Here is a 25,826-nt window from a genome sequence, read left to right as displayed (position 1 = left end):
GAGGATCCGGAGGAGATCAGCCCTCGTCGGTGGCCGCGGCCTTCCCGACGGCGGTCTTCTTGGCCGCCGTCTTCTTCGCCGCGGTCGCCTTCGTCGCCGTCGTCTTCGTCACGGTCTTCTTGGCGGCGGTCTTCTTCGCGGCCGCGGTCTTGGTGGCCGCGGTCTTGGTCGCCGTCGCCTTCTTGGCGGTCGCCTTCTTGGCCGGGGCCTTCTTCGCCGTCTTCTTCACCGGCCCGCGCGCCCGCTTCTCGGCGAGCAGCTCGTAGCCGCGCTCCGGCGTGATGGTCTCGACCTCGTCGTCCTTGCGGAGCGTGGCGTTGGTCTCACCATCGGTCACGTACGGTCCGAAGCGGCCGTCCTTGACCACGACGGGACGCTCGCTGACCGGGTCGGTGCCCAGCTCCTTGAGCGGCGGGGCGGCGGCGGCCCGGCCGCGCTGCTTGGGCTGGGCGTAGATGGCCAGGGCCTCCTCCAGGGTGACCGTGAACATCTGCTCCTCGTCGGTGAGCGAGCGGGAGTCGGTGCCGCGCTTGAGGTACGGGCCGTAGCGGCCGTTCTGCGCGGTGATCTCCACGCCCTCGGCGTCGGCGCCGACCACGCGCGGCAGCGAGAGCAGCCGCAGCGCGTCCTCCAGGGTGACGGCGTCCAGCGACATCGTCTTCAGCAGCGAGGCGGTGCGCGGCTTGACCGCGTTCTTGCCGGTCTTGGGCGTGCCCTCGGGCAGGATCTCGGTCACGTAGGGGCCGTAGCGGCCGTCCTTGGCGACCAGCATGTTGCCGCTGACCGGGTCCGGGCCGAGCTCGAAGTCGCCGCTGGGCTTGGCCAGCAGTTCCTCGGCCAGCTCGACGGTGAGCTCGTCCGGCGGCAGCTCGTCGGGGATGTCGGCGCGCTGGCCGGGCTCGCCCTCGACGTCGGAGGCGCGCTCGACGTACGGGCCGTAGCGGCCGACCCGCAGGGTGATGTCGTCGCTGATCCGGAACGAGCTGATCTCCCGGGCGTCGATCGCGCCGAGGTCGGTGACCAGTTCCTTCAGGCCGCCCAGGTGGTCGCCGTCGCCGTTGCCGGCCTCGGCGGCGCCGCCGGTCGCGTGGCCGTCGCCCTCGCCGAAGTAGAAGCGCTTCAGCCACGGCACGGACTTGGCCTCGCCGGCCGCGATCCGGTCGAGGTCGTCCTCCATCTTGGCGGTGAAGTCGTAGTCGACCAGCCGGCCGAAGTGCTTCTCCAGGAGGTTGACCACGGCGAAGGAGAGGAAGGACGGGACGAGCGCCGTCCCCTTCTTGAACACGTACCGGCGCTGGATGATCGTGTCGATGATCGACGCGTAGGTGGAGGGGCGACCGATCTCCCGGTCCTCCAGCTCCTTGACCAGCGAGGCCTCGGTGTAGCGGGCCGGCGGCTTGGTGGCGTGGCCCTCGGGGGTGAGCTGCTCGGCGGCCAGCGGGTCGCCCTCGACGACCTGCGGCAGCCGGCGCTCACGGTCGTCCAGCTCGGCGTTCGGGTCGTCCGCGCCCTCGACGTAGGCCTTGAGGAAGCCGTGGAAGGTGATGATCTTGCCGGAGGCGGAGAACTCGACGTCACGGCCGTCCGCGGACGCGCCGCCGACCTTGACGGTCACCGACTGGCCGACCGCGTCCTTCATCTGGGAGGCGACGGTGCGCATCCAGATCAGCTCGTAGAGCCGGAAGTCGTCACCGGTCAGGCCGGTCTCGGCGGGGGTGCGGAAGCGGTCGCCGGAGGGGCGGACGGCCTCGTGCGCCTCCTGCGCGTTCTTGACCTTGCTGGCGTAGGTGCGCGGGGCGTCCGGCAGGTAGTCGGCCCCGTACAGCTGGGTGACCTGCGCGCGGGCGGCGGAGATCGCGGTCTCCGACAGCGTGGTGGAGTCGGTGCGCATATAGGTGATGAAGCCGTTCTCGTACAGCTTCTGGGCCACCTGCATGGTCCGCTTGGCGCCGAAGCCCAGCTTGCGGCTGGCCTCCTGCTGGAGCGTGGTGGTGCGGAACGGCGCGTACGGCGAGCGGCGGTAGGGCTTGGACTCGACGCTGCGGACGCTGAACGCGGTCTGCTCCAGGGCGGCGGCCAGCTGCCGGGCGGCCTGCTCGTCCAGGTGCAGCGTGTTGGCGCTGCCGGCCTTCAGCCGACCGTCCGAGCCGAAGTCGCGGCCGGTGGCGATCCGCTTGCCGTCCACCGAGGACAGGCGGGCGCCGAGGGTCTCCGGGTTGGCCGCGTCGGCCGGGGTGCGGCCGGTACCGAAGGTGCCGACCAGGTCCCAGTACGAGGCGGTGCGGAAGGCGATCCGCTCGCGCTCGCGCTCGACCACCAGCCGGGTCGCGACGGACTGCACCCGGCCCGCCGAGAGCTTCGGCATGACCTTCTTCCACAGCACCGGCGAGACCTCGAAGCCGTAGAGGCGGTCGAGGATTCGGCGGGTCTCCTGGGCGTCGACCAGGCGCTGGTTGAGCTCGCGCGGGTTGGCCACCGCCTCCTGGATCGCCGTCTTGGTGATCTCGTGGAAGACCATCCGGTGCACCGGCACCTTGGGCTTGAGCACCTGCTGGAGGTGCCACGCGATGGCCTCGCCCTCGCGGTCCTCATCGGTGGCGAGGAAGAGCTCGTCGGACTCCGCGAGCAGCGACTTCAACTTGCTGACCTGGGACTTCTTGTCCGCGTTGACCACGTAGATGGGGGCGAAGTCGTGGTCGACGTCCACCCCGAGGCGGCGCACCTCGCCGGTGTACTTGTCCGGGACCTCCGCCGCGGTACTGGGGAGGTCGCGGATGTGCCCGACGCTCGCCTCGACGATGTAGCCGGGGCCCAGGTAGCCCTTGATCGTCTTCGCCTTGGCCGGCGACTCGACAATGACGAGTCGCTGTCCGTGCGCGGTCTCGCTGCTCGGGGACACCTTCGCTCTTCTCTCCCGGTCCTTATCTGGGCTGGTCGGCGCCGGCAGCACGGGCTGCGCTCCGCCCGACCCCTCCACCGCCCCGGGGCTGCCGCTGTACGACGACCCCACCAGCGGAGTGTGACCGTACCCCGGCCACTCTTGTCAAACGGAAGGATCCCGCGTTTTCACTTTGCCGGGCTCACCGACGCCACTCGAACGGTAACCCGATGACAGAGGTTCGCGCCCCGTGGAGGGGGGGTTCGGCGGGTTCCGGAGGATGGAATGACGGATTTCAAAATCTGTCAACGGAATATCGACGGCCCCACGGAGGGCCGCAGCGGGGCCTCCGCAGAGCGCCGGCCACCGGTTCCCGGCGAGCCCGACCGGGGTCGGGCGTACGCCCAGGATTCAGCCGTTGACCGCCACGAGCAGCCCGGCACCCGCCGCCAGACAACCCATGCCGAGCACGCTCCACAGCAGGTCGGCGACGGCGGCCCGGCGGACCTCCCCGGCCGCCAGCACCACCCGGCTCGGGCGGCGCGGGTCGTAGCAGATCCGCACCGGGGCGCCCGGGGTGAAGCGGTCCGGACGGCGCAGCGGAGTGTGTCCGCGCGGACGGGTGAGCACCAGCTCGGCGATCCGGCCCGCTCCGGCCCCTTCGGCCGGGGGCAGGACGGAGAAGGAGAGCAGCGGGGCGCTGTCGAGCTGGCCGTGCGCCTCGTCCTCGGCCACGACCGTGGCCACCGCCGACGCCCCCGAGCGGCGCATCCGGTGGCGCAGGCGCACCTCGGCGGCGCACCAGAGCAGCAGCACGCCACCGAAGAGGGCGAGCACCAGCCCGCCCACCGTCGCCGTCGTCGTGTCCACCCCTGGCCCCCGGCTCCCCAGCTCTGTCCACAGCCTGTGGACAGAGCCTCACAGCAGGGGGCCAACGCGCGGCGGCCGACCGGAGACCGCCGGACGAACCGGGGAGTACGGGAAGGTGAACCGGCGCCGACCGCCCCCGCCAGGGGCGCCGCACCGAGGGCGCCGCGCCCGGGTGCATCACCCCGAGGACGCCGCGCCGGGTGCGCCGGGTGCCCCGCGGGTCAGGCGCGCCGCGCCAGGTGAACCGGGTCAGCCTGCCGGGCGGATGAACCCCTGCTCGGTCAGCAGCCGCAGCGACTCGGGCACCCGGTCCCGCAGGACCACCCGGTCCTCGCCGAGCAACTGCGCGATGGCGTCCACGATCTCGCCCGCCGACAGCGAACCGTCACAGACCCCGACGAAACCGGCACCCACCGTGTCCACCTTGGTGGCCCGCCGCATGCCCCGGTTGTGACGCAGGATCACGTGCTCCGGGTCCTCCGCGCCCGGCTCGCCGACCTGCTCCTGGACCACCTCGTCGGCCAGCACGTAACGGGTCGCGAGCAGGCCCGCGTCGTCGTGCGAACGCAGGAAGTCCTGCCGGTCGAACCACTCCTCGATGTGCGGGCCCAGCGGCTGCTCCACCGGGTGCGGCCACTCCTCCACCCGGACGGTCGGGCGCTCCGCGCCGCTCGCCCGCAGGGTGATCCAGCCCATGCCGATGCCCTCGACCCGGCCCGCCTCGAAGGCGTCCAGCCACTCGCCGTACCGGGCCTGGTAGTCGCCGCCCGGACCGCGGTGATCGCCGCCGTCCCGCAGCCACAACTCGGCGTACTGGGCGACGTCCTGGACCTCCCGCTGGACGATCCAGGCGTCCAGTCCGGTGCCCGCCACCCAGCCGGCCAGCCGCTCGTGCCAGTCCTCGCCCTTGACGTGCTGCCAGTTGGCGAGCAACTGGCAGTAGCCGCCCGGCTCCAGGTGGTCGGCGGCCGAGCGGACCAGGCTGCGGCACAGGTCGTCGCCGGCCATGCCGCCGTCGCGGTAGGTGAACCGGCCGGTCGGCGAGATCACGAACGGCGGGTTGGAGACGATCAGGTCGAACCGGCGCTCCCCGACCGGCTCGAAGAGGCTGCCGGTGAGTGCCTCCCGCCGCTCGAAACCGGACAGCGCCAGGGTCAGCTCGGAGAAGCGCAGCGCGCGGGGGTTCAGGTCGGTGGTGGTCACCTGCCCGGCGTGCCGGGCCGCGTGCAGCGCCTGCACACCGGAACCCGAACCGAGGTCCAGCGCGGACCGGACCGGACGGCGCACGGTGATGTTGGCCAGCGTCGTCGACGCGCCGCCGACCCCGAGCACCAGGTCCTTGCGGGCCACCCCGTGCGCGGTCTCGCCGGATCCGATACCGCCCGCGCCACCCACCGCGCAGCCCAGGTCGGACACCACCCAGGCGTCCGAACTGTCCATCCCGGCCACCTCGTTGGCGTACGGCCGGACGTCCACCGTCGCCCGCACCAGCTCACCGTCGGAGCGCAGCCAGCCGTCGGCCAGGCAGTCCTCGACCGGCAGCGCGGCCGCGGCCACCCGGTACGGCACCGGCTGCTGGAGCAGGAACAGCCGGACCAGCGTCTCCAGCGGGCTGCCGCCCCTGGTCGCCCGGAGCGCCGGCACGGCCTCGCTACGGGCCAACGCCGCATAGCCGGTGGGCCCGAGCAGGTCGAGGCAGCCATCGGCGGTGAACGAGGCGGCGAGCAGCGCCTCACGCAACTTGGCGAGGCGGGTCTGGTCGAGAACGGGGCTACTGATCACCCCGCCATTGTCCCCCGCCCCGGACCGGGCGGCCGCCGGGTCCGGGGCGGGTCGGGGGCCGTCTTCGGGGGCGGGTCGGGGGCAGGGTCGGGCACCCTCCGGACCGGCGCCGGGGCGGCCGGCCCGACGGCCCCGGGCTCAGCTCGCGCTGGGCACGGGGGTGGTCGGGGTGGTCGGCGGGGCGGCGGGCGGGCTCGCCGGGGTGGTGTCGGTGCCCGCGGAGGGGGTGGTCGACGGGCTCGCGCCGTCCGTCGCGCCGGGCGCGGGCGTCCCGCCGGGCGCCCCGGCGCTCGGGGTGGCGGACGCGCCGCCCGGGGCCGCGGCGGCGGGCTTGCAGCCGTCCTGCTTGGCCATGGCCGCGCCGAGGTCGCCGCGCTGCAGCTTGCCCTGCGCCTGCGTGGACAGCGAGGCCAACTGCTGGATCTGGTCCGAGATGCTGCGCAGGCCGTCCGCGAACTTCGACTGGTCGGTGTTGGTCACGGCGTCCAGCTTCTTCTGGATGTCCTGATAGCCGTCGGCCGCCTTGGTCAACTCGGCGACGGCGTCCTTCTGCAGGTTCTCGCCGTCCTTCACCTTGGGCACCCCGGCCGCGGTGATGGCCGCCGCGATGTCCTGGTTGGTCTTGGCCAGCCGCCCGATGTCCGTCGAGAGCCGCTTCTGCAGCTCGGTCGGGGTCTCGCCGGTCTTCACCTGGGCGGTGTCGGCGAGCGCGGCCTGCGCCTGGACGATCGGGTCCTTGGCCGAGCCACAGACGTTCGACGCCCAGGACTCCAGCTGCTTGCCGTTGTCGTCGCCGCCGCAGCCGACGGCGCCGAACGCGAGCAGCGCGCCGAGGACGGGTACGGCCAGCAGTCGCTTGTTCACCGGGAGGAGCCTTTCGGTTTCGGTCGTCTTCGGTCGTCGAACCTACACGGCCGATGTCCGCCGCCTGCCGACCGGTTCCCGGACCTCCGGTGCCCCCACCGAGTGCCCGGCCCCGCTCGGGCGCGCTCGACACGGATCGGGCGGATCGGATCGCCGGGCCGGACGGCACGCGGCACGCCGACCGGCGTGCCGAAGTAGACCTCTTCGCCCCAGGTGCTCACCGAGGAGCTGATCGGCAGCTCGACCCGGAGCGCCTCGGTGGTGGGTGCGGCCTCCAGCATGGCGGCGGCCTGTCCTGCCTGCGCCCAGCCACAGAATGCGAATCCGCAGGGGCTTCCTTGTCGCGACGGGTCCGATCACCGATCGGACCCGATCGTGCCGGAAGCAGCGAACCGCCAGATTCAACAACGTTTCAACGCGTCCCAGAGGACCGGGCCGACGCCCGGACCACCCCGGGCACACGAGGCACGCCGAAGGCCGGGCCCTCAGACCACCACGGACTCGACCGAGACCGGCCAGCTCATCCGGATCAGGCCGCCGTCCGTGCCGTTGGTGACCTCCAGGTCCTCGACCAGACCGGTGATCACGGCGAGGCCGAGGGTGTCCTCGTCCGGGTCCGCCCCCTCGGCGGCGCCGGGGGCCGGGACGGCGGCGGGGCCGGCCTCGTCCTCGACCTCGATGAGGAAACGCTTCTCCTGGTCGGTCAACGCGACCCGGACCGTGCCACCGATGCCGCCGCGCTGGTGCAGGCCGACCGCACGGGAGCAGGCCTCACCGACCGCGAGCCGTACCTCGTCGAGCACCGACTCGTCGACCCCGGCCCGTCTCGCGACGGCCGCGGCGACCAGCCGGGCCGTTCGCACGTGCTCCGGAAGCGCACTGAATCGAAGTTCGACGGTTGCCATCTCTCCCCTTCGGGGTGCTCCGACCAGGGCCGACGATGCGGCCCCTGCGGGCCGGCGGAACCGGCCCCGGGGCGGCCGGGAAGCACCGGGGCCCGCAGGCCCCGGCACCCCGGACGCTTGGAACGAACGGGCCGGCCTCCACGGGCACGGGCCGGCCCGGCCGCGTCAGTCGGTCGCGTTGACCGCGTCGTCCACCGAGGTGTGGATCGGGAAGACCTTGGTCAGGCCGGTGATGCGGAAAATCTTCAGGATGCGCTCCTGGTTGCAGACCAGGCGCAGCGAGCCCTCGTGGGCACGCACCCGCTTCAGACCGCCCACCAGCACACCGAGGCCGGTCGAGTCGAGGAAGTCAACGCCTTCCATGTCGACGACGAGGTGGTACTTGCCGTCGTTGACGAGCTCGACCAGCTGCTCCCGCAGCTTCGGGGCGGTGTACACATCGATCTCGCCGCCAACCTCGACGACCGTACGATCGCCGACTGAACGGGTCGACAGGGACAGGTCCACGGAACCTCCAGCACCTTGCCTTGCTACGTCATGTGCGATCCTCGGCCGGCCGGCCGCCACCGCATGGTCGCGAGCCCGGGCGCGCCCAGCCACACGTGGCAAGCCTCGGCGCTGCGACCCACGGCCATCCGGCCGTCACGGCCACATTCAACCACCTGCGACCATGCCCGCACGATGGCTTACGACGATTCTCCGTCACGCCGGTGACACACTGGGTCCTCATGCCGCCCCGACACAGCCTGCCCGAGGCACTGCTCACGACCCTGTCCACCAGCCGGGGGCGGTCCGACCGGCTCACCCATACGGAGCACCTTCCCGCCCGACCTGCGCGTTATGCGCCGTGGCCCGAGTCGATCCGGCCCGAGATCGTGGCCGCCGCCCTCGCCGTCGGCGTGGAGCAGCCCTGGGCGCACCAGGCAGAAGCGATGAATCTGGCCAAAAGCGGTCAGACTGTGGTGATCGCCACAGGCACCGCCTCGGGCAAGTCGCTCGGCTACCTGGCCCCGGTCCTCAGCGACCTGCTGGACGGCACCGAGGCCCGCAACGGCCGCGGCGCCACCGCGCTCTACCTCGCCCCGACCAAGGCGCTCGCTGCCGACCAGCGCCGCCGGGCCGCCGAACTCGCCCCGCCCCGGGTCCGACCCGCCCTCTACGACGGCGACACCCCGCCCGAGGAACGCGAGTGGGTCCGCCAGTACGCCTCGTACGTGCTCACCAACCCGGACATGCTGCACCGCGGCATCCTGCCCGCCCACGCCCGCTGGGCCTCCTTCCTCAAGGTGCTGCGCTACGTGGTCGTCGACGAGTGCCACAGCTACCGGGGCGTGTTCGGCTCGCACGTCGCCCAGGTGCTCCGGCGGCTGCGCCGCATCTGCGCCCGATACGGTTCGTCACCCACCTTCCTGCTCGCCTCCGCCACCACCGCCGACCCGGCCGCCACCGCCGAGCGCCTGACCGGCCTGCCCGCCCAGGCGGTCACCGAGGACGCCTCGCCGCGCGGACCCATGGTCTTCGGCCTCTGGGAGCCGCCGCTGACCGAGAACGTCGGCGAACACGGCGCGCCCGTCCGCCGCACGGCCACCGCCGAGGCCGCGCACCTGCTGACCGACCTGGTCGAACGCCAGACCCGCACCGTCGTCTTCGTCCGCTCCCGCCGGGCCGCCGAACTCGTCGCCCTCCAGACCCAGGACCAGCTCGGCCGACCGCTCGCCGACCGGGTGGCCGCCTACCGCGGCGGCTACCTCGCCGACGAACGCCGGGCCCTGGAACGCGCGCTGCACAGCGGCCGGCTGCTCGGACTCGCCTCCACCTCCGCTCTCGAACTCGGCGTCGACGTCTCCGGCCTCGACGCCGTCCTGATGGCCGGCTACCCCGGCACCCGGGCCTCGCTCTGGCAGCAGGCCGGGCGGGCGGGCCGCGAGGCCCAGGGCGCACTGGCCGTCCTGATCGCCCGGGACGACCCGCTGGACACCTACCTGGTGCACCACCCGGAGGCGCTGTTCGCGGCGCCCGTCGAAGCCACCGTGCTCGACCCGGACAACCCCCACGTGCTCGCGCCGCACCTGTGCGCGGCAGCCGCCGAACTCCCGCTCACCGACGCCGACCTGGAGCTGTTCGGCCCCTCCACCGCACCGCTGCTGCCCGTCCTGGAACGGCGCGGCCTGCTGCGCCGGCGCAGCGACGGCTCCTGGTACTGGACCCGCCGCGAACGCGCGGCCGACGCCGTCGACCTGCGCGGCAGCGGCGGCAGCCCGGTGCAGATCGTCGAGGCCGACACCGGCCGCCTGCTCGGCACGGTGGACGCCGCGGCCGCCCACACCACCGTCCACACCGGGGCCGTCCACCTGCACCAGGGCCGCACCTTCCTGGTCCGGGAACTCGACCTGGAGAACTCGGTCGCCCTGGTCGAGCCGGCCGACCCGCCGTACACCACGGCCGCCCGCGACATCACCTCCATCTCCGTGCTCGACACCGACACCACCGTTCCCTGGGGCGAGGGCCGGCTCAGCTTCGGTTCGGTGGAGGTGGTCAACCAGGTGGTCGGCTACCTCCGGAAGCGGATCTCCACCGGGGAGATCATGGGCGAGAGCAAGCTCGACCTGCCGCCCCGCACGCTGCGCACCCGCGCGGTCTGGTGGTCCGTCACCGAGGACCAGCTGCTGGACGCGGACCTTCCGCTCGACCAGCTGCCCGGCGCCGCCCACGCCGCCGAACACGCCTCGATCGGCCTGCTGCCGCTGTTCGCCACCTGCGACCGCTGGGACATCGGCGGCGTCTCCGCCCCGCTGCACCCCGACACCGAACTGCCCACCGTGTTCGTCTACGACGGCCACCCGGGCGGGGCCGGCTTCGCCGAACGCGGCTTCCAGCGGGCCGTCGAGTGGCTGACGGCCACGCGCGAGGCGATCGCCTCCTGCGAGTGCGAGCGCGGCTGCCCGTCCTGCGTCCAGTCACCCAAGTGCGGCAACGGGAACGAGCCGCTGGACAAGGCCGCAGCCGTCCAACTGCTGGACGTCCTGTTGGCCGGCGCCCCCACGACGGCAGGCTCCAGGACGGCGGACCCCTCAGTGGACCCTGGAGCGGCGGCTCCCTCAGCAGACTCCTCAACAGGCCCCTCAGCGGACCCCTCAGCGAGCTCCGAAACGGACCACGAGACGGACCCCGAGAAGGACTCCGGGGCGAAGCCCGAGCCGAGCGCGGACGGTGGGCCGCCGACCGGCTCATGAGCCCGCCGCCGAGCCGCCGGTCGGCCCGCCGAGGCCGTCCTCGGCGGCGGTGACCCCGGCCCGCACCGGCCCGGCCCGCGCCCTCGCCCGCGCCGGGCCGACCGGCAGACGCGCCGGCAGCCCACCGACCGTCACCTCGGCCACCACCTCGACGGCGTCCCCCGTCCGGTCCACCGTGCAGGACACCAGACCGGCGCCCTGCGCGGCGGCGATCCCCTCGGCCCGCCCACACCCGCCGTCCGGGTCCAGCAGCAGCCGGTCCGCGGCCGCGAGGGCCGCCAGGTCGGCGGCCGACTCGGCCCGGTGCCGCGCGGCGACCACCGCTCCGACCGCGATCGTCCCGGCGAAGACCGCCGTGCCGAGCATCGCCAGGGCGAGCAGCCAGACCGTCGCCGAACCGGCGTCCGGCCCGCGCCCGCCGACGGCGGCCGCCCGGGCGGTACGAGTCCTCGCCCACCGCCGCACCCCCGACCGCACCCCGGTCAGGCCGGCCATGAACCACCACCTCCCGCGATTCCCGCTCCTCCCGTGACCCCCACGAGGGTGTCCTCCCGCGCCGCCACCGCGGTCGCGCCCAGCCGTACCGCGAGCAGCCCGCCGAGCCTGCCCGGCGCCCCGCACGGCGCGTCCACCTCCACCCGCACCACCTCCGCCGCCATCGCCACCCGCACCTGGGCCCCCGGCGGCGCGGCCGCGCGGGCGAGTTCGGCGGCGTCCGCCTCCCCGCGTGCGGCCGCCCTGGCCCCGACCCGGGCCGCGTCCACACAGCGGATCTGCGCGGCCGCCGCCAGTACGCCCCAGATCAGCATCGCCGCGAGCAGGACGAGCGCCGGCAGGGCCACCGCGGTCTCCGCCGTGACGAAGCCCGCATCGCCGCGACGGCCCGGCCGCAGCGACCGCGCCCGCCCGCCACCACGTGCCGCCGCCAGGCCAGGGCGAGCCTTCGGTCTCCCGCCATTCGCCCGGAGGCGGTGCGCGGCGGCGTCGGGGTGCGCGCACCGAACGGCAGCGGAGGGGCACGACGCGGAGGGGGCACCTCCCGGCTGAAGGCCGGGGGACGCCTGCCGGCCGACGGCAACGCGACGAGAAGCATTCCCCAACACCGCTGCGCAGGCGGGAGTTCGCGGACGGTCGCTAGGTCGCATGAAGCGCCCGTTCCAGTGAATCGGTCAGCGCCCCCATGATGGTCGCGCTGGTCACCACCTTGTACAGCCCGGCCGCGAGGGCACACGCGGCCAAGGTGCCGACGGCGTATTCCGCCGTGGTCATCCCGGCGTCCGACCGGCCCCGGCTCCGGGCCATCCCGCGCATCCGGCGGGCCGCCCAGCGGCTCCTGCGCCGCCACACCCCGGGCGCCTGACGGAGCGCGCGCCCGCTGCCGGGCCTCGTTGCGATCACTGCAGTCATGAATCTCTCCTGTCTCCGAAATTCCGAAATACCGATGTCCCGCCATACCGATGTCCCCGATGCCTCCTACGCGGCTGCCGCCGACGCCGCTGCCCACGGCTCCGCCGCCGATCCGCTTGGCGCGGCCCCGCGTTCACCCGCCCTGGGCGAAGCGGGTGGTGAGGCCGATGACGACCGGCACCACGCCGATCAGGACGAAGGCCGGGAGGAAGCAGAGCCCGAGCGGAGCGGTGGCGAGCACCCCCGCCCGGCGGACCCGGGCTTGGGCCGCCCGGGCCGCCGCCGTCCGCCGCCCCTGCGCGAGCCCGATCAAGGGCCCGGCCGCCGGAGCCCCGCCGAGGCTCGTCCGAACCAGGCAGCGGGCCAGCGGGGCCAGCGACGGGTGCTGCTCGCCCAGACGGCTCCAGCACAGTTCCGGCGGTGCGCCCAGGGCCAGTTCGGCACCGATCGCGACCAGCCGGGGCCCCATCGGTGCCCCCACGCTCCGGCCGACCGCCGACACCGCTGCCGAGGGTGAGGCCGCCGAACCGAGGCAGGCCGCCAACAGCTCCGCACTCAGCGGGAGTTGCCTGGTCAGCAGCTCCTCCTCCAGGACCGCCCGCCGCTCCGTCGGCGACCGCACCCGGGCCGACCACCGGTGCACGCCCGCCGCCAGCAGCGCCCCGACGACCACCCCGACGGCGCCACCGAGCAACACCGTCGCGCCGGCCCCGGCACCCACGGCCAGGGCCACAGGCCGCCAACGCCCGCCACCACGACCACGACCACGACCACGACCACCAGATGCCGGCGGCACCCGCACCAACACCCGCCCGAACAAACGCCGTTGTCGCGCCCACCCACGCACCAGCACCACACCGGCCACCATCACCGGCCCCCCGGCGATCACCCACCCGACTCCCCGGATCACCCCGACACCACCTCCGCCCGCGCCTGCACCCGCGCCCGTACCCGTGAGAGCCCGCAGCTCCCGCCACCACCAGAGCCCCACGCCCCGGCGACCCGCCGGGGAGCCTCCAGGGCACCCTGAGCGCCCTGAGCCGCCGCCCGGACGATGCGCGCCGTCCAGAGCACGCCCAGGCCCTCCAGTGCCGCCCCCGCCGCGAGGCACCCCAGCCCGGCCGGCGTGTGCAGCAGGATGCCCACCGGCCGGGCCCCGAGCGCCGCCCCCAGCAGCAGCCCGGCGGCTGGCAGGGCGGCCAGGACGGCGATCGTGGTCCGCGGCCCCGCCAGTTCCCCGGCGATCTCCTCCGCCAGGGCCCGCTCGCCGCGCAGCGCCTCCGCCACCCGGTCCAGCGCGACGGCCAGCCCCGACCCGCCGTCGGAGGCGACCTGCCAGCAGGCCGCGATCGCCGACGCCCCGCTCCCGCCCGGCAGTTCGGCGAGCAGGTGCAGCGCGGCGGGCACGTCCCCGCCATACCGGCCCGCCGCGAGCCGCGCCACCGGCTCCTCGCCGAGCCGGCGCAGCCCGTCCGGGTCGGCCGCGAGGCGGGCCGTGACCAGGTGCAACGCCTGTTCCGGCGTCGCCCCGCCGCGCAACTCCCCTGCCAGCCCTGTGCAGAGCTCCACCACGGCGGCCGCCCGCCGCCCGGCCTCCACCGTCACGCGCCGTCGCAGCCGCCACCGCCGCAGCGGCAGTACGGCCAGCCCGGCGGCGAGCACCGGCAGCGGCGAGGAGGTCGCCTGCCCGGCCGCCAACCCCACCGGCAGGAGCAACAGTTCGGGCGCCAGCCAGTCGGACGTCCGCGGCCGGGCGCGCCCCGCGGTCACCGCCGGCGGGCCCGGCACCGGAACGGGCGGGGGCCCGCTGCCGGCCAGCACCAGCCTGTACCGCCGACCGCCCGGCAGCTGCTCCTGCACCGCACGCCATGCGGCGACGGCCAGCAGACACAGCACCAATGCCCAACAGAAAGAACTCTGATCACTCATCACGTCAGGACCCTCCCGGTCGTCGGTCTTTCCTGTTCCACGCCCCGAGCAGCGTCAGGGCGCCCGCCGCGCACCCGCCCAGCAGCAGGACGAACGCGAGTTCCGCCGCCCGCACGGCCGCACTCGCCAACCCGGCCGCACCCACCAACCCGGCTGCACCTGCCAACCCGGCCACCGCCGCCGTCACGTCGGCCCCGCAGCGAGCGACACCCCGCGCACCGCCAGCAGCCCGACCAGTCGCTCCCAACCCGCCCCGGGGACCAGACCGCCCGCCACCGGGAACTCCACCGCCGGGGTGGTGACGGCCAGGCCGTCACGGCCGGCGGCCAACGTGTGGATCTCCGCCACCCGGCGGCGCCCCGAGCCCGGCTCCCTGACCAGGTGCACCACCAGGTCGAGTGCGGCCCGGAGTTGGCTGTGCAGCGCGGGCCGGTCGAGCCCGGCGAGCGAGCCCAGCGCCTCCAGCCGGACCGGCACGTCCGCCGCCGTGTTGGCGTGCACCGTGCCGCATCCGCCTTCGTGCCCGGTGTTCAGCGCGGCCAGCAGGTCCGACACCTCGGCCCCGCGGACCTCTCCGATCACCAGCCGGTCCGGACGCATCCGCAGTGCCTGCCGGACGAGGTCCCGCAGCGTGAGCTCACCCAGCCCCTCCTGGTTGGGCGGTCTGCTCTGCAACCGGACGACGTGCGGATGGGCCGGCCGCAGTTCGGCGGAGTCCTCCGCGATGACGATCCGCTCCTCCGGCCCGACCAGGCCGAGCAAGGCCGCGAGCAGCGTGGTCTTGCCCGTGCCCGTCCCGCCGGACACCAGTAGCGACAGCCTGGCCCGCAGGATGCCGGCCAGCAGGCCGGCGCCCTCCGGCGGCAGCGCCCCGCCCGCCACCAGTTCGTCGAGCGTGAACGGCTGGGGCCGGCAGACCCGCAGCGAGATGTGCGTGCAGCCGGCCGCGATCGGCGGCAGTACGGCGTGCAGGCGGGTGCCGTCCGGCAGCCGGGCGTCCACCCAGGGCCGCGCGTCGTCCAGCCGCCGTCCGGCCGCGGTGGCCAGCCGGTGGGCCAGCCGCCGTACCGCCTCGGCGTCGGCGAACCGGATTCCGGTGGCCCGGTGCAGGCCGCCGCCACGGTCGACCCACACCTCGTCCGGACCGTTCACCAGGACGTCCGTGACGTCGGGCGCCGCCAGCAGCCGCTCCAGCGGGCCCGCACCCACCAGTTCGGCGCGCAGCGAGCGCACGGTGTCCAGGACTTCGTCCCCGCCGAGCGGCGGCCGGGTGGCCCGCAGCACGGCCGCGACCGACCCCGCCGTCGGGGCGGCACCCGACTCGGCCAGCCGCAACCGGACCGCGTCCACCAGCTCCGCCGTCCGCTCCTCCCGGGCGGTGCGCCCGTACGGGCATGGGTGGCGCGGCGCTTCGGGTGGCCCGCCGGGCGGCGGCACGCTCCTGAGCGGCCGGTGCTCCCGCGCACCGTCGCCCCGGCTCTTCGGACCGCCCCCCGCCCGCACGGTGGGGCCTGTTCTGCGCAGACGGACCATCAGTACACACCTCCTCCGACCGCCGGCACCGGCGGCAACACCTCGTCCAGGAAGGTCTCGCAGAAGCGCGCGAGCGGGCCGCCGTCCCGGATGCCGGGCGGGACGCCCTTCTCGACGTCCTCCGCCAGGCCGGGCTCCGGCTCCAACTCCCCCGCGAGCTCCAGCCGCAGCCCGCGGGCGATCCGGTGGGCCGGGAGTCCGAAGGTGCGCGGTGACCGCACCACCGCCCGGACGTCCCCGAGCCGCATCCGGGCGGCCGCCGCGACCCGGTCGGCGGCGGCCACCGCGCGCAGTTCGGCCGGCACCACCAGCAGCGCCAGGTCGGACTGCTCCAGCGCCTGCCCGGCGGCCGCGTCGAGATGGCGCGGCACGTCGACGACGACCAGCCCGCCGCGCCGCCGGGAGGCGGCCAGCACGCTGCGCATGGCCTCCGGCGGCACGGTCAGGGTGTCGCCGCGGTCCCAGGACAGGCAGGAGAGCGCGGAGATCCGTTTGAGCACCGGTAGCGCCCTGGCCAGTTCGACCCCGCTGACCCGCCCGCGCGAACCGGCCAGATCGGGCCAGCGCAGCCCGCGGGCCGCCTCGCCGCCGAGCAGGATGTCGAGGCCGCCGCCCAGCGGATCTCCGTCGATGAGCATCGTCCGCCGCCCCGCCCGCGCGGCCGTGACCGCGAGGGCGCAGGCCAGGGTCGAGGCCCCGGCCCCGCCCCGGCCGCCGAGCACGGCGACGGTGAGCGCCGGGGAGCCGGCGCCCTCGGCCGCGTCGGCGATCCGGTCGAGCAGCCAGGCTTCGGCGTCGGGGAGGAACAGCACGTGCTCGGCGCCGAGTTGGACGGCTCTGACCCACACCCCGGCGTCGTCGAGGTCCAGCCCGAGCAGCAGCACCCCGCCGCGCCGGCCGAGCCCGGCGCACCGGGCGGCCTGGTCGTCCCCGATGAGCACCAGTGAGGCGCCCTCCCAGAGCTCGCGCGGCGGTGGTGCGCCCCGGATCAGCCTCGGTTCGGTGCCGGCGGCCGCGCAGAGCCGCAGCAGGTGCTCGGCCAGGCCCTCGTCCTCGGTGACGACGAGCGGACCGGTGGCCCCGGGCCCTTCGGTGGTGGCGTGGTCGGCGATCGGCGTCGACATGGCGGGCTCCCCTCTGCGCCGACGGCCGCCAGGGGCGGTCCGGGGCGCACGTCGGACGGTTCCGGCGAACGGCCGCCCGGCAGACCTCGTGGGAGAGAGGGAGGTGAGATCCGCCCGGCGACCGCCGCCGACCATCACGGTGGGGGGAGATCGGGATTCCGTCATCCACGATGCGAATCCCTGTGGATAACTCGTGGGCTGTGGAGGAAAACGTTCACCCGGGCGGGGGATTAATCGTCAAAGAATTGACGATCGGGGATCACGGAGACGAACCGGAAGCCCGTCGCGCCCCCCGCCGGCCACCCGGCGAACCCTCCCGAAGGCCGCTCGGACACCCCGCCGCAGCAGCCCGGCCCACCGATCGGAACCAGCCGAAGAGCCATGGGCAGCCATGAGCAAATGGCGACACAGAGTGACGAAAGGTGGTCAGTGGACCAGGGTGTCGACACCCCCTGTACACCGTCGGCGGGGCGGCCGCGGCGCTCGCCGCGAAGGGCCTTCAGGCCCTGAAAATGGCCCCGGACGTGCGACGACCCCCGCCGGGGGGGAGAGCGGGGGTCGTCTATCCACAGCCCGACTCGGGGGGGAGGAGCCGGACCGGGTTAGCACGGTCGCGAACGATCCGTGACTTCCATGGTGTACCCGAGCGGCCAGAAACACAAACCCGCACGCCCACGAGTACACCGAATGGCGGCCTGTTTTGCGGCTCCCTCTATCCTCGGTTCCCGTGGACACCACCGAGAACGCCGACGACCACGCCGACGAGTCCCCGGGCGAGGCCACCGGGCCCGCGCAGACCCGCTCACCCGTTCGCCCCAGGCCGGGCGGGCCGCGCACGGCGGCCTTCTTCGACCTGGACAAGACCATCATCGCCAAGTCGAGCGCGCTGGCCTTCAGCCGCCCGTTCTACCAGGGCGGTCTGATCAACCGTCGGGCCGTACTGCGCAGCGCGTACGCCCAGTTCGTCTTCCTGGTCGGTGGCGCGGACCACGACCAGATGGAGAAGATGCGCGAGTACCTCTCCTCGCTCACCCGGGGCTGGAACGTCCAGCAGGTCCGCGAGATCGTCGCGGAGACGCTGCACAACCTGATCGACCCGATCATCTACGACGAGGCCGCCTCACTGATCGAGCAGCACCACGCGGCCGGTCGGGACGTGGTGATCGTCAGCAGTTCGGGCTCCGAGGTGGTCGAGCCGATCGGCGCGCTGCTCGGCGCGGACCACGTGATCGCCACCCGGCTCAAGGTCGAGGACGGCTGCTACACCGGCGAGATCGAGTACTACGCCTACGCCGAGAACAAGGCCGCCGCCATCCGGGAGTTGGCCGAGTCCGAGGGCTACGACCTGGCCGCTTCCTACGCCTACAGCGACTCCTCCACCGACCTGCCGCTGCTGGAGGCCGTCGGCCACCCGTCGGCGGTCAATCCCGACCGCGCGCTGCGGAAGGAGGCCCAGGCCCGGGAGTGGCCGGTGCTGGTCTTCGACCGGCCGGTGGAACTGCGGCGGCGGCTCCCGGAGTTCTCCGCGCCGAGCGGCTCGGTGCTGACGGCCGTGGCGATCGGGACGGCGGCCGTGACCGCCGGGGTCATCTGGTACCTGGCCCACCGGCGCCGTCCGGAGGCCTGAGCCGCCCGCCGCGGGCCCGCAACACAGGCAAACACCGGCCACCCACCGCAGGCCTCGCAACGCAGGCAAATCAGACAATCAGCACAGAGTTCACTTTTCGGGTTCCCCTTTCGCCCGAAACGCGATACAAATGAAGCACGGCCCGCGAGACCCGGTCAGGACCCGAAGAGGTCAAACCGACAACGCAGTTAAGGCCCCACGGACCGCGTGTACAGATAACCGAGCACCCACATGCAGCCGACCCGCTGTCGGGCCGCTGGACCAGACGAACGGGCAGGATCCCCGTCTGATCAGCACTTCCGGTGCATGCATGGTCACCCGGTATCTGCACCAGCGGCGGCACCAGGCAGGATCAGGTGCCGCCGCATCTTCGTGTCAGAAGCGCCAGAAGCTCCGGAAGAGCCCGCGCCCCCGCCCGTGCCCCTCCCGCGCCCGCTCAGACCATCCCGCGCTGCATCGCCTCGCAGACCGCCGTGCTCTCCCGCACCCCGAGCCGCAGCGCCCGCCCGCAGTGCGCGATCCAGGCCGCCATCCCCTCGGGCGTGCCCGCCAGGTAGCCGGCCAGGGCCCGCCGGTAGGCGTCGGTGCCGAGTTCCGCCAGCCCGACCTCGGCCGGGCAGATCGACTTCGGGTCAAGCCCCTCGGCGAGCAGCACGATCCGCTGGGCGGCCCGCGCGATCACGCCGTTGTACGCGCCGAACGGCCGCAGCGCGAGCAGTTCGCCGTGCACCACGGAGGCGACCACCAGGGCCGGCGTCCCCACGCCCTGGCCCTCGGCGCGCGCCACCAGCAGCCGGGAGAGCTGGTCGAGCCGGGCCGCGACCTCCTCGGCACCCGGGGCGGGCGGCAGCACCGGCAGCGGCTCGTCCACCTGGGCGACCTCAACGCTCTCCACCGGCTTGAGCCCCAGCGGGAACAGCTCCTCGACGCCCTCGCCCGCGCGGCGGGGCCGCCCGGCGGACGGCTCGCCGTCGCCGACGGCGAGCAGGTGCAGCCGGGCCAGCACCTGGAGCGGCGAGTGCCGCCAGATGCTGAGCAGCTGGCCGGCCTCGGCGGCGATCCGCAGGGCCGCGCCGACCGTCCGGGCCTCGGGGTCCGCGCTGAAGTCGCTGCGGCGCCGGACCTCCTCCAGCGGCCAGTCGGCCCCGGCCAGCGCCGCCGACGCGCGGGCGCCGCGCAGCGCGGACTCGGAGGTGACCTCGGCCGCGCGGCGGCGCATCACCCGGTGACCGTAGAGCCGGTCGACGGCCTTGCGCACCTCGGCCACGGCGTCGGGCACCCCGGGGAGCTGGGCCAGCGGGGCGAGGGGATCTGTTCCAGTGCTCACCTACCCGAGAGTAATGAACAGCCGGCCCCTCTCGGAACAGCAACCCCGGATCACCCGTTAGAGGCAATCCTCACTTCCCTCCGCCGAGGAGGCCCAAACCCCGGCTAGCATGGCCACTATCGGAGACGATAACTATTTCCACTTAGGGGCCTCGGCATGTGCGACCCCTGAGCAGGTGGCCCCCGAGCGCGGGCCCAGAGCGAGAGCCGGAGTCCCAGATGAAGATCGCCTTCGTCGGCAAGGGCGGCAGCGGGAAGACCACGCTGTCCGCACTGTTCATCCGCCATCTGGCCGCCGTGGGCCGGCCGGTCATCGCCGTCGACGCCGACATCAACCAGCACCTGGGCCCGGCCCTGGGTCTGACGGATGCCCAGGCCGCGGAGCTGCCCTCGCTCGGCGCGCACCTGCCGGAGATCAAGGAGTACCTGCGCGGCAGCAATCCGCTGATCCGCTCGGCCGACGAGATGATCAAGACCACGCCGCCCGGCCGGGGTTCGCGCCTGCTGCGGATCGTCGAGGAGAACCCGGTCTACGCCGCCTGCGCCCGCCCGATCGCCCTGGACGAGGGCTCGGTCCGGCTGCTGGCGACCGGCGCCTTCACCGAGGAGGACCTGGGGGTGGCCTGCTACCACTCCAAGGTCGGCGCCGTGGAACTGCTGCTCAACCACCTGCTGGACGGCCCCGACGAGTACCTGGTCACCGACATGACGGCGGGCTCGGACTCCTTCGCCTCCGGCCTGTTCACCCGCTTCGACCTGACCTTCCTGGTGGCCGAGCCGACCCGCAAGGGCGTTTCCGTCTACCGCCAGTACAAGGACTACGCCCGCGACTTCGGCGTCCGGCTGCGGGTGATCGGCAACAAGGTGCAGGGCCCGGACGACCTGGCGTTCCTGCGCAGGGAGGTCGGCGACGACCTGCTCACCACCTTCGGGCACTCGGACTGGGTGCGCCGTCTGGAGCAGGGCGCCGAGCCGCCGCTGAAGTCGCTGGAGCCGGCCAACCGGGCCGTCCTGGAGGAACTGCGGGCCGAGGCCGAGGCCGCGTACGGGCAGCGGGACGTGCGGCGCTACACCGAGCAGGCCGTGCTCTTCCACGTGCGCAACGCGGAGAGTTGGGCCAACGCCAAGGTCGGCGTCGACCTCGTGACCCAGGTGGACGAGACCTTCGTGCTGGGCGGGCTCGGGGTCGGCGGCGAGCGGCCCGCCCCGGCGGGTGCGCACGTCTGACGCCGCTCCGCCCGAACGGGCCGTGGCCCTCCCCCCTTCCCCGGGGAGGGCCGCGGCCCGTTCCGCATGTCCGGACCGCCCGGCGCCGCCAGCAGATTCCCAGCGGTTCGAACACCACCCAATGGGGTGAATAAGGGGGTTTTCCCCTTCCCCCCCGGAATGACGCTGTGCAAAGCTTTCATTACCCTCGGTTTACCGAGTCTTGATGGTCCGTCCCGACGGCCCTCGGCGAGACGTCCCGCACCTCGCCCAGGCCCCTGGCGGGCCCTGATGGTCAAGGTCCGGCCGGTGACACCCGCACTCCCCGCCGCGCCCACGCCATCCCGCCACACCGTCGCGACCCACGACAGCCGATCCGCCCCGGAGCCCCACCCACCGCCGGACCTGACTGCGTTCGTTCCCCCGGACAGACGGGAAGACAGTGACCCTCGGCATCTCCAGCGCCCCCATCGCCTCCGACACCACCGACCACGCACCACCGGGCCCCGGCACCAAGGCCCGCTGGGCCCAGGACCTCTCCGCCTCCCTGGTGGTCTTCCTGATCGCCGTGCCGTTCTCCCTCGGCATCGCGCTCGCCACCGGCGCCCCGCTCACCGCCGGCCTCGCCGCCGCGGCCGTCGGCGGCATCGTCGTCGGACTGTTCGGCGGCACCCCGCTCCAGGTCAGCGGCCCCTCGGCCGCGCTGACCGTGATCACCGCCGGACTGATCGTCCAGTACGGGTGGCGGGCCACCTGCGCCATCACCCTGGCCGCCGGGCTGCTCCAACTCCTGCTCGGCCTGCGCCGGGTGGCCCGGACCGCGCTCGCCGTCTCACCCGCCATCGTGCACGGCATGCTGGCCGGGGTCGGGCTCACCATCGCCATCGCGCAGCTGCACGTCGTCCTCGGCGGCTCCCCGCAGAGCTCCGCGATCGCCAACCTCCTGGCGCTGCCAGGCCAGTTGGCCGGTCCACACCCGCCCGCGCTGCTGGCCGGCTCGGTGACCGTGGCCGTCCTGCTGGGCTGGCCCCGACTCGGCCGGCTCCCCGGCCGCGCGGGCGAGTTCGGCGCCAGGCTGGCCAAGGTGCCGGGCCCGCTGGCCGCCGTCGCCACCGCGACCGCGCTCGCCCTGGCCCTGGACCTGCGGCTCGCCCACATCGGGCTGCCCGCCTGGCAGCCGCACGCCCTCGTGCCCGCACTGCCGCACGGCCCGCTGGCCGGGGTGCTGGCCGCCGTCCTGACCGTCACCGCCGTCGCCGGCGTGGAGTCGCTGCTGTCCGCCGTCGCGGTCGACCGGATGTCCCGCCGTACCGGCGACCTCGACCGCGAACTGCGCGGCCAGGGCCTGGCCAACATCGTCAGCGGGCTGGTCGGCGGGCTGCCCGTCGCCGGCGGCGCCGTCCGCAGCACCGCCAACGTGCGGGCCGGCGGCCAGACCAGGTGGTCCTCGGTGCTGCACGGCGTCTGGGTGCTCGCCGCCGCACTGGCGCTGACCGGCGGGCTGCGCCGGATCCCGCTGGCCGCGCTGGCCGCGCTGGTGCTGGTGGTCGGGCTGCAGATGGTGAGCTTCGCGCACATCCGCAACGTGCACCGGCACCGCGAGTTCCCGGTCTACCTGACCACCGTGCTCGGCGTGGTGGCGCTCGGCGTGCTGTGGGGCGTCGCGCTCGGCGCCGGCACCGCCGTGCTGCTCGCGCTCTACCGGCTGACCCGCGCCCACGTGGACGTGCTGGCCGGCCCGGCCGGCGCGGTCACCGTCCAGACGCACGGGCCGCTCACCTTCACCGCCGTGCCCCGGCTGAGCCGGGCGCTGGCCGGGATCCCCTCCGGCGCCGAGGTCACCGTGGTCCACGACGGATCCTTCCTGGACCACGCCGCGTACGAGACGCTGCACAGCTGGCGGACGGGCCACCAGGCCGCGGGCGGACGGGTCTCGATGGTGACGCGCCGCAGGGACGACGAGGTGCTCGACCCCGACGGCACCGTCCGGGCGGGCAGTTCACCCGGCCCGCACCGCTGCCGGGCCTGGACGCCCTGGGTCGGCCACCACTGCATCGAGCAGCAGGAGGATCCGCACGGCCGGCTGCTGGACGGCGTCCGGGTGTTCCAGCAGCACACCGCCCCGCTGATCCGGCCCGAACTCGCCCGGCTGGCCCGGGAGGGGCAGACACCCTCCCAGCTGTTCCTGACCTGCGCGGACTCCCGGATGGTCACCAGCATGATCACCAACAGCGGCCCGGGGGACCTGTTCACCGTCCGCAACGTCGGCAACCTGGTACCGGCCCCGTACGAGCCCGGCGCGGCCGACGACTCGGTGGCGGCCGCGGTGCAGTACGCGGTCGAGGTCCTGGAGGTCGGCTCGATCACGGTCTGCGGCCACTCCGGCTGCGGCGCGATGAAGGCCCTGCTGGACGGCGTGCACGAGCGCCCAGGGCCGCCCACCCCGCTGGCCCGCTGGCTGCGCAACGGCCGCGGCTCGCTGGACCGGCTCCGCCGGGTCCCCGCCGGGTTCGACGCGCGGCCGGTGGTGGACCTGGTGGAGCAGCTCTGCATCACCAACGTGGTCCAGCAGCTGGACCAGCTGCTGGCCAACCCGGCCGTGGAGCGCCGGGTGGAGGAGGGCACCCTGCGGCTGGTCGGGATGTACTTCGACTTCGCGACCGCCCAGGCCTACGTGCTCGACCGGGCCGAGGGGACGTTCAGTCCGATCGAGGCGCGCATCGGGACGGCAGCGGCCGCAACCGCGGCCGGCCCGGCAGCGCCGAGGACACCGCCGGCCGGGCCGGTGGCGGGCGACACGCCCGAACGGGTGAATGAGGACGGCCGGGTTCCCACCGACGGCACCGAGGACGGCCCCTGGCTGGCCGCCTGAGAGCCGGGCCCGTGTCCCCGCCGGGCGGGCCGGGGCACGGGCCCTCCGGCCGTCGTACGGCGCACCGCCCCGAGGCGGTGCGCCGTATGATGGTCCGTTCGACTGCCGGTCAAAGGTCTACACCAATTACCCGGAGGCTCTTGTCAAGTGCCCCATTCGCCTGGTGAGCTGTGCGCTGGGACACACGGGACAATCCCCACGCACGGGATCGTCTCCGATCATGACTCGATGAGGAGTGCGCGTTGAGCAACGAGAGCCTGGCCAACCTGCTCAAGGAGGAGCGGCGATTCGCCCCGCCGGCAGAGCTCGCCGCCGCCGCCAACGTCACCGCGGCCGCGTACGCGCAGGCCTCCGAGGACCGCCTGGGCTTCTGGGCCGAGCAGGCCCGCCGCCTCAGCTGGGCCGTCGAGCCGACCGAGACGCTGGACTGGTCCAACCCGCCCTTCGCCAAGTGGTTCGCCGACGGCAAGCTCAACGTGGCCTACAACTGCGTCGACCGCCACGTCGAGGCCGGTCTCGGCGACCGGGTCGCGATCCACTTCGAGGGCGAGCCCGGCGACAGCCGCTCGATCACCTACGCCCAGCTCAAGGACGAGGTCTCGCAGGCCGCCAACGCGCTGCTGGAACTCGGCGTCCGCAAGGGCGACCGGGTCGCGGTCTACCTGCCGATGATCGCCGAGGCGGTCGTCGCGATGCTCGCCTGCGCCCGGATCGGCGCCACCCACTCGGTGGTCTTCGGCGGCTTCTCCGCCGACGCCGTCGCCTCCCGCATCGAGGACGCCCAGGCCAAGCTCGTCATCACCGCCGACGGCGGCTACCGTCGCGGCAAGCCGTCCGCGCTCAAGCCGGCCATCGACGAGGCGCTCACCAAGGTCGACGGCGTCGAGCACGTCCTGGTGATCCGCCGCACCGGGCAGGAGATCTCCTGGACCGAGGGCCGTGACGTCTGGTGGCACGAGATCACCGCGCGCCAGTCCACCGAGCACGCCCCCGAGGCGCACGACGCCGAGCACCCGCTGTTCATCCTCTACACCTCGGGCACCACCGGTAAGCCCAAGGGCATCCTGCACACCTCGGGCGGCTACCTCACCCAGGCCAGCTACACCCACCACGCGGTCTTCGACCTCAAGCCGGAGACCGACGTCTACTGGTGCACCGCCGACATCGGCTGGGTCACCGGCCACTCGTACATCGTCTACGGCCCGCTCTCCAACGGCGCCACCCAGGTCATCTACGAGGGCACCCCGGACACCCCGCACCAGGGCCGGTTCTGGGAGATCGTCCAGAAGTACGGCGTGACGATCCTCTACACCGCGCCGACCGCGATCCGCACCTTCATGAAGTGGGGCGACGACATCCCCGCGAAGTTCGACCTGTCCTCGCTGCGGGTGCTGGGCAGCGTCGGCGAGCCGATCAACCCCGAGGCCTGGATCTGGTACCGCGAGCACATCGGCGCCGGCAAGACCCCGATCGTGGACACCTGGTGGCAGACCGAGACCGGCGCCATGATGATCAGCCCGCTGCCGGGCGTCACCGAGACCAAGCCGGGCTCGGCCCAGCGCGCCCTGCCGGGCATCGCGGCCACCGTGGTCGACGACGAGGCCAACGAGGTCCCGAACGGCTCCGGCGGCTACCTGGTGCTCACCGAGCCGTGGCCGTCCATGCTGCGCACCATCTGGGGCGACGACCAGCGCTACATCGACACCTACTGGTCGCGCTTCGCGGGCCGCTACTTCGCCGGTGACGGCGCCAAGAAGGACGAGGACGGCGACATCTGGCTGCTCGGCCGGGTCGACGACGTCATGCTCGTCTCGGGCCACAACATCTCCACCACCGAGGTCGAGTCGGCCCTGGTAGGCCACCCGTCGGTGGCCGAGTCCGCCGTGGTCGGCGCCACGGACGCCACCACCGGCCAGGCCATCGTCGCCTTCGTGATCCTGCGCGGCGGCGCCACCGAGAGCCCGGAGCTGGTCGAGGAGCTGCGCGCGCACGTCGGCCGCACGCTCGGCCCGATCGCCAAGCCGAAGCAGGTCAAGGTGGTCGGCGAGCTGCCGAAGACCCGCTCCGGCAAGATCATGCGCCGTCTGCTGCGCGACATCGCCGAGGGCCGCGAGGTCGGTGACACCACCACCCTCGCCGACAGCACGGTGATGAGCCAGATCCAGGCCCAGCTGCCGCCGGCGGGTGGCAACGGCTGAGCCGGCCGACACGGTGAAGCGTGCCCCGGGCGGTGGTCACCGCCCGGGGCACAGCCATGCCGCGGGTCTGGA

General features: G+C 73.9%; 20 protein-coding genes. 5 read left to right on the top strand and 15 right to left on the bottom strand.

The window, feature by feature from the left end:
* Positions 1-16 precede the first annotated feature (16 nt).
* The 7 genes from topA to bldG all read right to left on the bottom strand — a co-directional run bounded on the left by topA (position 17) and on the right by bldG (position 7,806).
* Positions 17-2,899: a type I DNA topoisomerase gene (topA, locus tag ACFVHI_RS04545; protein WP_380335672.1), complete on the bottom strand. Its 2,883-nt coding sequence runs from the start codon at positions 2,897-2,899 to the stop codon at positions 17-19.
* A gap of 390 nt (positions 2,900-3,289) precedes the next feature.
* Positions 3,290-3,748 carry a DUF3592 domain-containing protein gene (locus ACFVHI_RS04540; RefSeq protein WP_063348697.1) on the bottom strand — a complete coding sequence of 153 codons (459 nt, stop codon included), beginning with the start codon at positions 3,746-3,748 and terminating at the stop codon, positions 3,290-3,292.
* A gap of 249 nt (positions 3,749-3,997) precedes the next feature.
* Positions 3,998-5,530: a methyltransferase gene (locus ACFVHI_RS04535; RefSeq protein WP_063348696.1), complete on the bottom strand. Its 1,533-nt coding sequence runs from the start codon at positions 5,528-5,530 to the stop codon at positions 3,998-4,000.
* 138 nt (positions 5,531-5,668) lie between these two features.
* On the bottom strand, positions 5,669-6,394 hold the full coding sequence (locus ACFVHI_RS04530; RefSeq protein ID WP_063348695.1) for a hypothetical protein: 726 nt from the start codon (positions 6,392-6,394) through the stop codon (positions 5,669-5,671).
* Entirely contained in the window at positions 6,391-6,675 is a 285-nt protein-coding gene (locus tag ACFVHI_RS04525) for a cyclophilin-like family protein (protein WP_208869091.1), read from the bottom strand. Before ACFVHI_RS04525 ends, ACFVHI_RS04530 begins: the two co-directional genes overlap by 4 nt.
* A gap of 204 nt (positions 6,676-6,879) precedes the next feature.
* Positions 6,880-7,299: an ATP-binding protein gene (locus ACFVHI_RS04520; protein WP_063348694.1), complete on the bottom strand. Its 420-nt coding sequence runs from the start codon at positions 7,297-7,299 to the stop codon at positions 6,880-6,882.
* Positions 7,300-7,464: 165 nt separating this feature from the next.
* Positions 7,465-7,806 carry an anti-sigma factor antagonist BldG gene (gene bldG / locus ACFVHI_RS04515; RefSeq protein ID WP_049659132.1) on the bottom strand — a complete coding sequence of 114 codons (342 nt, stop codon included), beginning with the start codon at positions 7,804-7,806 and terminating at the stop codon, positions 7,465-7,467.
* Positions 7,807-8,027: 221 nt separating this feature from the next.
* Between bldG and ACFVHI_RS04510 the strand changes: the two genes are divergently transcribed.
* A complete protein-coding gene (locus ACFVHI_RS04510) occupies positions 8,028-10,532 on the top strand; it encodes a DEAD/DEAH box helicase (RefSeq protein ID WP_380335666.1) in 2,505 nt (834 codons plus the stop codon).
* Here the strand turns inward: ACFVHI_RS04510 and ACFVHI_RS04505 are convergent.
* From ACFVHI_RS04505 to ssd, 7 genes are all read right to left on the bottom strand, one after another.
* Entirely contained in the window at positions 10,527-11,027 is a 501-nt protein-coding gene (locus ACFVHI_RS04505) for an Rv3654c family TadE-like protein (RefSeq protein ID WP_380335663.1), read from the bottom strand. The genes ACFVHI_RS04510 and ACFVHI_RS04505 overlap by 6 nt on opposite strands.
* Positions 11,015-11,374, bottom strand: a complete 360-nt coding sequence (locus tag ACFVHI_RS04500; RefSeq protein WP_380335660.1) for a TadE family type IV pilus minor pilin — start codon at positions 11,372-11,374, stop codon at positions 11,015-11,017. The genes ACFVHI_RS04505 and ACFVHI_RS04500 overlap by 13 nt, the downstream gene beginning before the upstream one ends.
* A gap of 292 nt (positions 11,375-11,666) precedes the next feature.
* A complete protein-coding gene (locus ACFVHI_RS04495) occupies positions 11,667-11,939 on the bottom strand; it encodes a DUF4244 domain-containing protein (RefSeq protein ID WP_063348693.1) in 273 nt (90 codons plus the stop codon).
* Between the two features lie 133 nt (positions 11,940-12,072).
* Entirely contained in the window at positions 12,073-12,672 is a 600-nt protein-coding gene (locus ACFVHI_RS04490) for a type II secretion system F family protein (RefSeq protein ID WP_380335656.1), read from the bottom strand.
* A gap of 173 nt (positions 12,673-12,845) precedes the next feature.
* Positions 12,846-13,835 (bottom strand): type II secretion system F family protein, encoded by a 990-nt coding sequence (locus tag ACFVHI_RS04485; protein WP_380335768.1) that lies wholly within the window; start codon positions 13,833-13,835, stop codon positions 12,846-12,848.
* A 216-nt stretch (positions 13,836-14,051) separates the two neighbouring features.
* The gene (locus tag ACFVHI_RS04480; RefSeq protein ID WP_363370478.1) at positions 14,052-15,401 is read right to left on the bottom strand and encodes a TadA family conjugal transfer-associated ATPase; all 1,350 of its coding nucleotides are present in this window, start codon (positions 15,399-15,401) and stop codon (positions 14,052-14,054) included.
* Positions 15,401-16,525: a septum site-determining protein Ssd gene (ssd, locus tag ACFVHI_RS04475; RefSeq protein ID WP_063348677.1), complete on the bottom strand. Its 1,125-nt coding sequence runs from the start codon at positions 16,523-16,525 to the stop codon at positions 15,401-15,403. The genes ACFVHI_RS04480 and ssd overlap by 1 nt, the downstream gene beginning before the upstream one ends.
* Positions 16,526-17,252: 727 nt before the next feature.
* On the opposite strand from ssd, the gene ACFVHI_RS04470 reads away from it, so the two are divergent.
* Positions 17,253-18,152, top strand: a complete 900-nt coding sequence (locus ACFVHI_RS04470; protein ID WP_079135773.1) for an HAD family phosphatase — start codon at positions 17,253-17,255, stop codon at positions 18,150-18,152.
* Between the two features lie 436 nt (positions 18,153-18,588).
* On the opposite strand, the gene ACFVHI_RS04465 is transcribed toward ACFVHI_RS04470, so the two are convergent.
* Positions 18,589-19,479 carry a hypothetical protein gene (locus ACFVHI_RS04465; RefSeq protein WP_063348676.1) on the bottom strand — a complete coding sequence of 297 codons (891 nt, stop codon included), beginning with the start codon at positions 19,477-19,479 and terminating at the stop codon, positions 18,589-18,591.
* 218 nt (positions 19,480-19,697) lie between these two features.
* On the opposite strand from ACFVHI_RS04465, the gene ACFVHI_RS04460 reads away from it, so the two are divergent.
* From ACFVHI_RS04460 to acs, 3 genes are all read left to right on the top strand, one after another.
* Positions 19,698-20,705, top strand: a complete 1,008-nt coding sequence (locus ACFVHI_RS04460; RefSeq protein WP_063348675.1) for an ATP-binding protein — start codon at positions 19,698-19,700, stop codon at positions 20,703-20,705.
* A gap of 421 nt (positions 20,706-21,126) precedes the next feature.
* Complete coding sequence (locus ACFVHI_RS04455) at positions 21,127-23,556, top strand: SulP family inorganic anion transporter (protein WP_380335651.1); 2,430 nt, start codon at positions 21,127-21,129, stop codon at positions 23,554-23,556.
* Between the two features lie 242 nt (positions 23,557-23,798).
* The gene (gene acs, locus ACFVHI_RS04450; RefSeq protein ID WP_063348674.1) at positions 23,799-25,754 is read left to right on the top strand and encodes an acetate--CoA ligase; all 1,956 of its coding nucleotides are present in this window, start codon (positions 23,799-23,801) and stop codon (positions 25,752-25,754) included.
* Positions 25,755-25,826 lie beyond the last annotated feature (72 nt).

Origin of the sequence: Kitasatospora sp. NPDC127121 (genome assembly GCF_042677305.1) — a bacterium.
In the GTDB taxonomy this organism is placed as follows: Bacteria; Actinomycetota; Actinomycetes; order Streptomycetales; family Streptomycetaceae; genus Kitasatospora.
The sequence above is the reverse complement of the archived record's forward strand: the minus strand, read 5'-3'. Positions and strand labels throughout refer to the sequence as shown.